The following is a 13,677-nucleotide window of genomic DNA, read 5'->3' as shown; positions in this document are numbered from 1 at the left end:
TAAGTTGTAAACCATCTGCATTTCCAGTTATTTTAATAAGATTTTTTGTTCCTAAATCGATATCATTTTGAACTAAATCTGAAACATTTTTTTCTTTCTTAATAATTTCAGAAACCTGAACAATGTCTGAAATAGACTGATTCACATTAGCTACAAAGAGCCAATTTTTTTCTGATTTTGGTGCTAATTCAATATCTGTAGAAATAAAGTAAGCCCCTTTTTCTGCTTTAACATCAACTTCTTCGTGAATATCCAAACCTCGTCTAAAATTATCAAGCTGTATTGATGACAATAAATGTGTTGGATTATCAAACCCGTTAGACCAAACCGTATTTGCTTTTAATGCTTCGCTAGGTTCTGCTTTATCAACAATTACAGCGCTTAATGCGTAAACGCCTAAGCCAGAATCCTTTTGTAACTCACTTTTTTTGTAAGCATCAACAAGGTTACTTCTACTACTTTGTAAATCTGAATTTACGTTATTAGGAATAATGTTTTGTAACCCGTCTAAAACCTTAATACTAAGCGTGCTGTCAGAATTATTTATTAATGTTGATTTTTTTACAAAACCGAATTTATTACTTGAATTCCATTCATACCTAAAAGTTAATCCTAAGTCAAGATTGCTTTCTTCAAAAACCACTTTATTACCATAAACGTTCTTGTATAGGTTTGTTTGTGTATTATAAATACCGGTTTGTCGAATTGAAAATGGTTCCCAAAGGTGTGCTTTTCCATTTACGTTTACTTGAAAAATAGCTTTACTTCCTGTTGTATCAGCAAGCTCTGTAAGTTTATCGTCGGTATAATAAGGAAACAAAGCGAATTCTGCATTTTTTCTTCCTGCAGTTAATCCGCCATTACTAGATATGAACATCCAGTGATTCGAATCACTAACTATACTCATAAAAAACGGGCGCATTTTATCGCAATTAGAAATTTTAAAATAGGTTTCACCGTTAAGCGATATCATTTCAGAAATAACCTCGGTGTTAATATTTTGGTTGTTGGTATTACTCATCAATTCAAATTTTATTTAATCGGTATTCTATAAAAATCAATTTTTCAAACTAAAAGTTAAAAAAGGTCGGTTATATAAGCAATACCGACCCTTTTTATTTTATTAAAACAAAACAATACTTTTTATTGATATACTCTTACATAATCAATTTCCATAGTGTCTTGTGTAAATGCTGGGTCAATATCTCCTCCTAAAGTACCACCCATAGCAATATTCAAAATCAAAAAGAATTCTTTATCAAAAAATGGTAAATCTGCATTATTACCCATTGAGACTACGGCTACATTGTCCAATAAAACAGTTAATTTTTCTGGAGTCCACTCTAAACCATATAAATGGAATTCTGATGAGGCATTCTCAATTGATAATGTCTCTCCGTAACTTGCATTGCCACTAGTACCTGTATCAAACCAGTGGAATGTTCCTAGTGATGTGCCTTTGTCCCAACCTGTTTGCTCCATAATATCAATTTCACCACAAGTTGGCCATCCCACTTCTGGATAATTAGCACCTAACATCCAAATAGCAGGCCATGTGCCTTGCGCTCCAGGAAGTTTAGCACTTACCTCAACACGACCATATTTAAACTCGTATAAATCAATTGATTTTAATCTTGTAGATGTGTAATTAGTACCATCTTTTATGGCTGTAATTTTAAGCATTCCATCTTCTACAATAACGTTACTAGCGTCACTTGTGTAAGATTGAATCTCACCATTACCCCAGCCACCAGCGCCTAAATCATAGGTCCAACTAGCTGCATCTGGTGCGCCTGCTGTATCAAACTCATCAGACCATGCTAAAGTATTGTATTCAGATTCAAATACTGATTCGCCTTCCGTAGGTTTAGTAGAAGTAAACAATTGGTACCACACATTAACGTTACCAGCTTCAACATATCTAACATAAAGTTGATCGTCGGTAACCGATATAATATCATAAGAACTTGCACCTGCATACCATCCCATAAATCCACCATCAGAAATTTCAAAAGATGTTCCTCTATAAGGCGCATCATTGTAAGAACCCTCTAAAGCAGCTTTTGATGAAGATGGGAAAAATGATACGTTTTTAAGACCAAACATAGTTGTAGCTACCGATTCATCATGGCAAGTATCACCATCAACTCCAATAACACCAGCGTACGTTCCTGGTACAAAAGCAGGACCAACAGTTTGTTCGAAAGTAAGACCTTCTTCTAATCTTGTAAATACAAATTCGTTTGTGTACATACATGATTTTTCCTCATCCCAAGGTTGGATACTATTCCACCAAGCTGGCCATGCAAACTCACCGCTTCCATAATCATCTTCATAAGGACCTAAGCCTACATGGGTTGCCAAATTAGAAGCCCAATACCAAGTTTTAGTACCTCCAATTGTTTTTCCCGCCATCATTTCAACAGCTTCAAGATCAGAGAATGAACTAAATACTTCTACATTCATAGACGTGCTTGACATAACACCACCAGTACCAACAGCATTAACAACAACAGTATATGTGTTTGTTCCAGTAACTGTAAATCTATGTTGTATTTCACCAGTAGGTGCAACAGCTTCTTTACCATCACCAAAATCAAATTGGTACGTTATTTCATTATCAGCAGTAGCTGTAAAGTTTACAAATCCACTACCATCTCCGAAAGGGTTATCAGCATCTACGCCAACAATTTCAGCTGATATAGTTACATTGGTTGGGGTAATGATGTCGCCAATTACGGCATCATCTTCTTGACAGCTCGTGCTTACTAGCGCTAGCGCCAAAAATAATCCGATATAATATTTTATGTTTTTCATATTTTAATTTTTTTAGATTTTTACAAGCTTATATTGCCAAAACACAGTTCCACCACTTCCATAAACATTTATATTGACGTTTATTGTGTTGCTGTCAATAAACTACACATTGTATACAATAGCATCAGGTGCCGCATTTGGATCAGTAAGTTCTGCGCCATTTACTGCTTTTGGCAATCCAATATAAGATCCTTTACCGTTAAGTGTAAATGTGCCTGCACCGCTATCATAAGAATAAGTTGCAGGGATTGAACCATCATGAGGTGCTACAGGAGTTCCGCAAGAATCTCCTCCACCTTGCCATCCTTCAATCCAAGATTCGGTTCCTAAAACATTTTGGAATGATCCATCTGTACCAAAGACATATAAATCATCATAATAACATGCTCTACTAGTTACGCAAGCTGCATTACAATCCCACCAGCTTACATCGCCAACAGTTGGACCTACGCCCAAAGCGCCGCCTTCACTAGCTATTTGCCAAGTTCCGGTTAAAGGGGTTGTTACCGCACCAGCTCTAATTAATTTATAATTCCAAAATGCGCCACCAGAATCTATACTAACAGATATCGTGTCATCATCTAAAAATTCAATATTATAAGTAACTGAAGCAGGAGCACCTGTAGGACTGGTTAATTCTGCGCCATTAACGGCTTTCGGTATACCTATAAATGAACCAAGACCATTTAAAGTAACTGTTCCAGCGCCTTCATCGTAAGTATATGTTGCTGGGTTTGATCCATCATGTGGTGCTATTGGAGTTCCACAAGAATCTCCTCCGCCTTGCCATCCTTCAGTCCAAGTATCTGCTCCTAAAACATTTTGGAACGATCCGTCTGCACCAAAAACATAAATATCATCATAATAACATGCTCTTATAGGCACGCAATCAGCATCACAATTCCACCATTCTATGCTACCCGAAGTAGGGCCTACTCCTAAAGAACCACCTTCTGGAGCCATTACCCATTGACCAGGTAAACCTGTTGCGCCACTTGATATTATGGTTTGATTAATATTATCTACATAGAATGTCCAATCTGCACCACCAGTACCTACAACACCAAAATCAAAAAAGAATACTAATTTTTGATATGATTGTGTTTCATCAATATCTGATAAATCAAAAACAACCTCTTCCCAACTACTATTGCCGTTTAAAGTAACTTCTTTTTCAATATTAATACTAGCATCAGCCAGGTTTTCAATTTTTAATATCAGTTTTCCACCTGGTCTTGGAGACCAAACATTCATTTTCATTGCTTTTTTAAGACCAAAATCTATAGGTGAAGACATGGTAATGACATTACCTGCCCATACCTCTGGACCACCTTTTACAATTTCACCTACTTTTGCAGATGCATTTCCGTCTGTATCTGGATTATCAATTATTGCAGCTGAAGCACCACCAAATCCTATAAATACAGAAGCATCAAAAACTTCAAAATCAATTGGGAAAACTACAGGAGCCGAAATGGTTACCATCTGTTCCAACTCACTAGTTTCAGCACCACCACTTAAGGCCACCACTTTTATTGTATAATCACCAACACCAGCGTACACATTGCTTACTGTTCCGCCTATCTCTAAAGGTGTTCCAACCTCATCTGGGTTAGACGTATCAAAGTATACTAAAAAACTAGATGCAAAATCTGCAGTTGCAGATACATTCAATAAAAACGGATTTGCACCATCAATTTCTGTAGTAATTGCAATATTTTCAGGTGCTCTGAACGATACAACTACCGTTTGTTTACCTGTAGCAGATTTACCATTAAGGTTTGTGGCTGTAATAGTAGCCTCATAAGTACCTTCAACATATACATGCTCTGCATATTCTCCTGGCGCTAATAATTCAGATGGTTCAGACCCATCACCAAAATCAACAACATAAGTTACTGCTCCTTCACCTGTTGGAGTTATATAAGTAAGCCCTGAATTATCAGGAACAACATTTACTCCAGCAGCAATATTTGTTGGTAAAGTAATACTATTAACAAAGTCGGTTTCGCCGAACTTATCTTCCTCACAACTCCAAACCAGAGCTATAATTAAGAGTGTACTAAAAATATATTTTAATGTTTTCATAATTTATTTTTTTGTTTTTTAATAGCCATCGTTTTGGGTTAAACCAGAAATATTAATCTCTCTTTGAGGAATTGCAAACAATCCTTTAGTAGCTGTACTATATCCACTACCCAAAACTGCGGCTGCACGTCCAGTTCTCACTAAATCGAAAAAACGATCGCCTTCCATGCCTAATTCTAATCTTCTTTCTTCCCAAATAGCATCGACTGTAGCTGTTACTCTGTGATCTTCATCACCAAAGGCTCTATCTCTTACTCTATCTAAATAAGTTTGTGCTTTAGAGGCACTACCTGACGTTCCTCTTAAATTAGCTTCAGCAGCCATTAACAATACATCCGCATAACGGATTATACGTTGGTTGTTTTCATAGTTCAATTCAACTTGCCCACTAGTTTGTCCTTTTCTTGGTAAATACTTTTTGTTATACAAATCGGTATTTTTAAAAGGCGCTACTTGAAAAGTAACATTAAGACTTGGATTTGCGGCTGCATATGCTGCCACATCAAAACACGTAGCGTCTTTTCTTTGATCGCCATCTTCAAAAGCTGCTGCTAAATCTTGGGTTGGTAAATTTGTACTCCAACCTGGGTTATAAGGCATATCGGCTGAACCACTAAAACCTCTTACACCACATTGTTGAACGGCGTAATTTCCTTGGCCTCTTGTTTGTCCTCCCCAATTATAATATGGTGAACCATTAGAATATTGCACTTCATAAACAGATTCTGTACCATTTTCATTTTCTAATAAAAAGATACTATCATAATCTGATATTAAACTAAAAGGACCATTTACTACTTTTTCTAACATAGGTGCTGCTAAATCAAATTTTTCTTGATATAGATACACTTTTCCCAATAAGGCTTGAGCAGCATATCTTGTAATACGCCCTTGCTGACCTTGGCTTAAAGGCAACACACTAATAGCCGCAGTTAAATCAGTTTCTATTTGAGCATACACATCCGCTTGAGGCGCTCTTTGTAAGGTTCCAAAATCTGAAATACCTAATTTACCATCAGTAAACAATACCACGTCACCAAACATTTTTGTAAGGGTAAAATAGTAATACGCTCTTAAAAAACGAATTTCACCAAATAGCTCGTCCTTACCATCAAAATCTACTGTGTTTCCTAAAAGGTTAACATCTTTATATTTTAAAAGATAATTTGTTCTATTAACACCTTCATAAGCCGATTTCCATAAATCTTCAAGCGTGCTATTGTTTGCTAAAAGTTGATAATCAAAATCATCTATGTTTTGTAAAGTCAGCACATCGGAAGCGTTTTCACCTCCTGCAACGGCGTTATCTGATGCAATATCTCCAAGAACCATTACGCCGTTTAACCATTGTGATGGTGTGTAACAACTAACAGCCATTGTTTGATAATCTGCTGCTGTTTGTAGATAATCTAATTCTGTTACAGCATACTCGTCATGCGGGTCGAAATCAACAACATCTGAACAACCAACAAAGATTGAAAGTATCATAATTAACCCAATACTATTTTTTATATTTTTCATATTGATATTTTTTTGGATGTTAAAATTTAAGGTCTAAACCAATTAAAAATGTTCTTGCCTGTGGATAAGACCCTCTATCTATACCTGTATCTAAAATACCTCCAGATATTTCAGGATCTAGACCAGTATATTCAGTAAGCGTCAATAAATTTTTGGCCTGACCATAAATACGAACCTTACTAAAAAACTTACTAGAACTATCAGGCAATGTGTAACCTAAAATTAAACTTTTAATTTTAATAAAACTACCATCTTCTATATATCTGTCAGACGGTCTAATATTACTATTTGTGTCTGCAAAAGTATAACGTGGATTGCTCGCGTCGTTAGTGGTTCCTTCCCCTGTCCATCTGTTCAAAATACTTCTATCCTTATTAGTATATAATGCATTACGCTCATAAGCTCTAAAAACATCATTACCAACAGAAGCATAAGTAAACATGCTTAAGTCGAAATTTTTATAGTCAAATCCTAAATTCCAACCCATCGTAAATTCTGGAAATGGGTCTCCAATTTGCGTTTTGTCTTCATCATTTATAATCCCATCTTCATTAGTATCTACAAATCGTATATCACCTGGTTGCGCCCCAGCCTGGGTTGCGTGGTCATCAACTTCATCTTGGTTTTGAAATAACCCATTGGTTTCAAATCCATAAAAATACCCTGGAGTAAAGCCTTTTTCAAATCGTGTAGCATCATGTGCTTGACCATTAAAATAAGAACCTCCTGAAACAAATGCTGTACCATCTGTATTTGTTTCAGTTACTAAGTTTTTAGATGTTGTAAATGTTAATGACGTATTAAATTTTAAACCATCGCCATTTGTTCTATAACCCAAAGTTAAATCAATACCCTTACTTTCTGTACTACCAATATTAGATTTTACAGGCTCAGAGGTACCTGCATAAAGCGGTGGTGCATCTGTAAATAACAAACCTTCAACAGATTTATTAAAATAATCAGCAGTTATTGATAAACTATTGAAAAGCGTGGCATCAAAACCTATGTTATATTGTGTTTGCTCCTCCCAGCTTAATGTAGGATTACTAAATGAATTTACTGTAGCTCCTGAAACAAACTCGGATCCAAAAGTATAGCCATTACTATTTGCTGTAGAATTATAACTTGGTCCGCCAACAGTAATGCTTACATATTGCGGATCTACATTTTCATTTCCTACAGTACCATAACTTCCTCTAATTTTCAAGAAATTAATAGATTCTGAATCGAAAAAATCTTCGCTAGAAACAACCCAACCTAAAGACCCTGCATAGAAATTTGCAAATTTATTATCGGCACCAAATGCAATCGAGCCGTCGCGTCTGGCAGAAAAAGATGCTAAATATTTGTTTTCAAAATCGTAGTTAATTCTACTAAAATAAGACATATTTCTACGTTCTAAATCTTGATAACTATAACCAGTATAGGCATTGGTGTTTAACTCTGTATTAACCCCTGTAGCGGCACTAATATCTGCCCAAGCCCAAGAGTTGTCTCTCACATCTTGTCTAGTTGTTCCAATTTCATCACCAGTAGATTTACTTCTAGAAACACCTAAAACAATGTCAAAATTGTGTTTTTCGTTTAAGCTAAAATTATAACTCGCATAAGTTTCAAACGTATAACTAAAATTAGATTCTTCTACTTCTGAAACACTATTGTTATACGTTGGAATTATGCTTGTTGTACCGTCTCCATTATCTACTGTTTGCATAGGTACTGTACCGTCTGGTAAATACTGACTAGATACATTGTTAGGTCCATAATAAGCCAAAGGAGAAAATGTTTTACGAACATTATCCCATTTTGTATATCCTAATCGAGATGTAAGTTTAAGGTTATCCAAAATATCATATTGGATCTCAAATTTACCATATAATTTATCACCATTGTTTTCATTATAAGTATCAGCTAACCTTTGAACTGGATTAAAAATTTCAGATAATAATAAATTACTATAACCATAAGTTGCAAAATCGTTAACATCATTATTATAAGGCGAAACCGTTGGGTCAAAATTTATTGCATTACCCAATATAGAGTTGAATGAGTTTTCAGCAATTGTTTTGCTTTTAATGTTTGCATAACTCGTATTAAGTACAAACTTCATTTTAGGAGATAATTGAAAATCTAAATTTGCAGTAAAATTTACTCTATTAAAATTTGATTTATCATCGCCACCAACAACACCGCCTTGACGTAAGAAACCAGTTGATAAAAAGTAGCCTATGTTTTCAGATCCACCTCTAGCGGATAATGTATGAGAACTTAAACTAGCGTCCTTAAAAACTTCATCTTGCCAATCTGTACCTTCTCCTAAACCAGAAATATTAGGGAAAATTAAACCGTCACCTGCAGCGGTACTACCCTCATTTACCATGGTTGCATATTCTGAAGCATTTAATAAACCTATTTTTCTAATTACAGATTGAAAACCAGTATATGTATTATAGTTAAATTCTGCTTTTTGGTTTTTTCTACCTCCTTTAGTTGTAACTACAATAACACCGTTACCACCTTTAACACCATAAATTGCCGTTGAAGCAGCATCTTTTAAAATATTAAGGGATTCGATATCAGCTGAACTTATAGAGTTTAAATCATCCAAAGATTGCGGCACACCATCAATAATAACTACCGGAGCCTCTCCTGAAAAGGAAGGTATACCACGAATTAATACTGTTGGTTTGCTTCCTGGTGATCCACTTTGAATTACAGAAACACCTGAAGCACTACCCTGTAAAGCCTCTTCAACCCTTGTAGGTTTTAAATTTTCAATGGTTTCTGCTTTAATAGTAGAAATAGCACCAGAAACATTTGTAACTTTCTGCGTACCATAACCAATTACAACGACTTCATCTAGCTGTGCTAAATCTTCTTGTAATTGGATAGTTAGTTTGTTGTTGTTTGTAACCACCACTTCCTTTGTTACATATCCAATGTAACTAACGGTAATAGTAGAACCTTTCTCAATTCCTGTTAAGCTAAAGTTACCATCAAAATCGGTAACCGCACCTTTAGAGGTGTTCTTAACAATAATGTTCGCTCCAGGAATAGGAAACCCTGTTTCATCCTGAACATTTCCGCTTATATCTAAACTCTGCGCACTCGCGAAGGACATAAAGAATAAAGCCGAAACTAGTAATAGCGTGTGTCTCATAAAATTTGTTCGTTTAAGTTTTTAGTAAATTTAAGTAAGCATTAAGGAATTATTAACAAAAAACACCCCAACAAAAAATATACATGATAAAAAAAGGCGCTAAAAAATATCAAAAACCTAATAATTATAGGCTTTTATTATCAAATTACATGTGGTAATAAAAAATATTAAAACACTAAAAAACACCCAATGTTGTGGTATTGTATAGGTAAAAAAAATGCTGTAGTGGAAATTATATTTCTAAAATATAGTTGGACAGGCTAGATTCACGAGCTAAATCCATTTTCTTTCTTAACCTGTAGCGCTTAACCTCAACACTTCTTGAAGAAATATTTAGTAGTGGTGCAATTTCTTTTGAGGATAAATTTAATCGCAAATACGCACACAAACGCAGATCATTCGATGTTAAACTTGGGTGAAGACTTTTAATTTTCTTTAGAAAATCTTTATCAGCATTGTTAAACGCTTCTTGAAATAAGTTCCAATCATCTGTGTTGCTCAGGTTCTTATCTATTATTTTGATTACCTTGTTTAAGCCTTTGTCACCTTCAGTACCTTCAAGTTCTTTTTTAATGGAATTTAAAAACTCATTTTTCTTGATAAGATTCATGGTTGAAATACCCAATTCTCTGTTTTTATTTTCAATATTCTCCCTTAGCTTATCATTTTTAAAACGCATTAATTGCTGCTTATTTTCTAATTCTTTAAGGTCAAATTCTCTTGTTTTTTGTTGTAGCAAACGTTCCTGTTGTTTTCTATAATGGCGTTTATAAATGTTATGTGTTATTAATGAAAAAAGCAATAGCAAAAAAACAGCAATTCCAATTGCAAGATTTGAAAGATACCAAGGATTGCTAATTACAAAAAGATAAGACTCTGTATTTAAAGTGATAACATTACCTACTTTCCCTCTTACACTAAATGTGTATTTTCCATGCGGCAAGTTTTCAAACAAAACAGTACCATCTGTGGACCAATCGCTCCAACCTTCATATATGCCTTCAAGTTTATATTGATATTCTGGTTTTTGTATTTTTGAAAACGATGAAATACTATAAGAAAATTGCAAATTATTTTCCTGGTTCTTAAAATCGGGTTTTGTGGTAATATCTACTAATTTAAACGAATTATTGTCCTTTAAATCACTTACCGCAATTTGATTAATATTAATTTTATGATCTTGATTAACAATGTTATCTAAATCAAGGACAATGTATCCGGTAGTGGAACCAAATAAAAATTTCTCATCATATAAATGCGATACACTTTCATAATCAAGAACATCTTTTCTTACCTCTTCTGGAAAATGGATGTTATTGATTTTAATATTACCGCTAAGTTTTGATGCTGAACTATAATTAATTCCTTTGGAATTGAAGCTCCATAAAGTGTTTGTAATTGGCTCTGAGGCTACAATACCAGAAATAAAATTTTCCTTTTCAATCAATTCACTCAACAACGTGTCTTTATTAAATTTATTAATACTCTTATCAAACTTAAAAACACCATTTTTACTTGAAAACAGCAAATCTCCGTGGTGCTTAAACAAACTGGAATTTGATTTAATATCCATTAATGTGTCCTGAGTAAACTCTAAAACACGACTAAATTCTTTATCTAGCTTTAGCTTAAAGGCGCCTTTAAATTCATGAACCAAGTAAATTTCTTCATTATTTAAAAACTCGAAAAATCTTGTTGAAAAATCAAAACCTTCAATTTTGTTTTTAAATTCCCAATTCCCATTTGTTTTCTCTAGAATATTTAGTCCGCTATAGTTTCCTTGAATTAATAAATTGTTATGGTTTTCAATGGGCTTTATTTGCCATGTACCAAGGATATTTGAAATTTTTCTTGATTTATTATCCTGAATTATGAAGGTTCCTGAATTGTGCCCGCAAAAAAGTGTGTTATCAATCACTTGTAAACTCCAAACTTGCCCTTGTGTTCCTTCAATAAATTTTACTTTTTCATTGCTTTTTAAAGGTTTATAAAATAAGCCTTGATTTGTACCTAAATACAAAAAATTATTAAACACTTTAGAAGCATAAACACTACCAATCATTCCGTTTTCATCATAGTAGATATGATAAGGCGATTTAATATTTATACAATTAACCCCATTGTCTAATCCCAGCCATAAGTTATAATCAACATCTTCATGTAATGCTAAAACCGTATTATTACTTAACCCATTAGATTGATTAATTCTGTAATTAACTTCCCCGTTGGAGGTAAGATGAATCAAGCCATCTGAAATTGTACCAAGAACAAAACTCTTATCATAAAGTTGAATACTACTAAATACACTTGTTTTATCTAAAATTGAATTAGCTGGAATATCCCAATGGGTCAATTCATTATTTAGTAATTCAAAAAAACCATTATCTTGAGTAAGTATTAAAGTTTTTGCCTTGCTCCTAAAAACGCTAACAATAACATTGTTTTTAATAATGTCGTTATCAGAAATTAGTACACCCGCACCATTCTCAATTTTATATAGTCCATTATTTAAACTTTGAAAATAAAAATTTGCCCCTTCCTTAAATAACCTGGACATTTTAGTTTTAGAATTAACAACACTATAAGCCTTTGTTAATTTATTATAAATATGAATTCGGTCTAGCGATTGAAACAATATGGAATTATCCAAAGAAAAAATATTCCAAAACTCCTCATCTTCTAATAATTCTAAATTCAATTCTTTAGATAGCGATGTGTAGTTTAAAACCCCAAAATTGTTTTTTTCCCAATATCCAAAATCTTGATAATTACCCGTATAAATTAAATTATCAATGACTTGAACCGAACGGAGATTCGTTTGGTTTGGAGATTCATATAAGCTCCATTTAGATCCGTTGTATTCTAATAAACCCTTACTGTTTGCGATATAAATAAATCCCTCATCAGATTGAGAAATAGACCAGTTTTGTGCCTCGCCGTTATAGTCTTCAGGATGAAAAATATTAATTGGTGGTCGCTCCTGAGTTTTAGCAGAAAAAATAAACCCAAGTAAAAATAGCAAAACTAAAAAATTTATGTTTTTCACAACATTTTATTTTTTGTTAAGGTACTAAGGTAATAAAAATAAGGGATAAACAGGAAGTAGTATAGTTATTGTTTGGTTTTAGTTCCGAACTAATTAGCAGCATAAACATAAACCAGAATGAATAATATTCTGGTTTTGTGTATTAAAATCTGTAAACTAACCCTTTATGGACGACATAAAACTAAAAACTAATCATCCATTTTTTTGATTCGGCCTCCTAATATTTTGCTTTCGTCTATCTGTTCTGGATTGCCGTAAATGAAAATATCGCCCCCAGCTTTAACTTTTGCAATAACCTTTTTTGATGCGTTTACATAAGCTTCGCCTGCAGCATTAATTGACACTTCGGTAACCTCTGTTTTTAATAGTTTTCCGTCGTAATCGCCTCCTGTATAAATGGTAATATCTTGTTTTTTAGCAATGCCTGAAGCTACAATATCGGCTCCCGTTACGGATTTTACATTAAGATAGTTTACATCAACATTGAGGTTTATTTTACCGCCTTCTTGTCCGTTTAAATCAATTTCAAATTGTTTGATGGTATCTTTTGAATGTACTTGAGCACCTTCGTTAACATCAATTACATCAATATTTGTATAATATAATTTTACTTTAGTGTTGCTACCATCAAAAGCTTCTTCTATTTTCATTTTAATTTTTAGAGTTCCGTTTTTGCTTATAACAACAACGTCGTCTGCATTTTTTCCTTCAATAACAATGGCATCCTTATCAGATTTAATGAGTTCTACTTCAATTAAATCGTAAACTTTTAATTCACTAAACTCGCCAATCGTTTTTTCTATGGGGTCTTGGGCTAAACAAACTGTAGTTATAAATAGAACAATTACTTTTATGATTGTTTTCATTGATGTTGTTTTTTATTCAACGCAAAACTATCAAGATTTATTCCATTTACTATTTACTTTATGAAAACTTTATAATTATAGAAAAAGACCGCTACGCTTTTAGAGTATAGAAAATGAACTTGGTTGTAACTTGTTAATATGCTTTGTTTTTTCAATAAAAACTAGAGTTATAATTGGAT

At 33.7% G+C, this 13,677-nt stretch carries 6 protein-coding genes and 1 pseudogene; all 7 read right to left on the bottom strand.

Annotated features, from left to right (window positions below):
* Window positions 1–1,021 (bottom strand): annotated as a pseudogene (locus WBN21_RS15135) (hypothetical protein); the annotation flags it as partial.
* A gap of 122 nt (window positions 1,022–1,143) precedes the next feature.
* Window positions 1,144–2,817 (bottom strand): family 16 glycosylhydrolase, encoded by a 1,674-nt coding sequence (locus WBN21_RS15130; RefSeq protein WP_424201735.1) that lies wholly within the window; start codon window positions 2,815–2,817, stop codon window positions 1,144–1,146.
* Between the two features lie 102 nt (window positions 2,818–2,919).
* Window positions 2,920–4,905, bottom strand: coding sequence for a PKD domain-containing protein (locus tag WBN21_RS15125; RefSeq protein WP_424201733.1), 1,986 nt, complete (start codon window positions 4,903–4,905; stop codon window positions 2,920–2,922).
* Window positions 4,906–4,923: 18 nt separating this feature from the next.
* Window positions 4,924–6,426, bottom strand: a complete 1,503-nt coding sequence (locus tag WBN21_RS15120) for a RagB/SusD family nutrient uptake outer membrane protein (protein ID WP_424201731.1) — start codon at window positions 6,424–6,426, stop codon at window positions 4,924–4,926.
* A gap of 19 nt (window positions 6,427–6,445) precedes the next feature.
* A complete protein-coding gene (locus WBN21_RS15115; protein WP_424201729.1) occupies window positions 6,446–9,586 on the bottom strand; it encodes a SusC/RagA family TonB-linked outer membrane protein in 3,141 nt (1,046 codons plus the stop codon).
* Window positions 9,587–9,818: 232 nt separating this feature from the next.
* Window positions 9,819–12,632: a triple tyrosine motif-containing protein gene (locus tag WBN21_RS15110; RefSeq protein ID WP_424201727.1), complete on the bottom strand. Its 2,814-nt coding sequence runs from the start codon at window positions 12,630–12,632 to the stop codon at window positions 9,819–9,821.
* 188 nt (window positions 12,633–12,820) lie between these two features.
* On the bottom strand, window positions 12,821–13,498 hold the full coding sequence (locus WBN21_RS15105) for a head GIN domain-containing protein (protein ID WP_424201725.1): 678 nt from the start codon (window positions 13,496–13,498) through the stop codon (window positions 12,821–12,823).
* Window positions 13,499–13,677: the final 179 nt, after the last annotated feature.

Origin of the sequence: Algibacter sp. (assembly GCF_049667265.1) — a bacterium.
Classification (GTDB): Bacteria; Bacteroidota; Bacteroidia; order Flavobacteriales; family Flavobacteriaceae; genus Algibacter_B.
The sequence above is the reverse complement of the archived record's forward strand: the minus strand, read 5'-3'. Positions and strand labels throughout refer to the sequence as shown.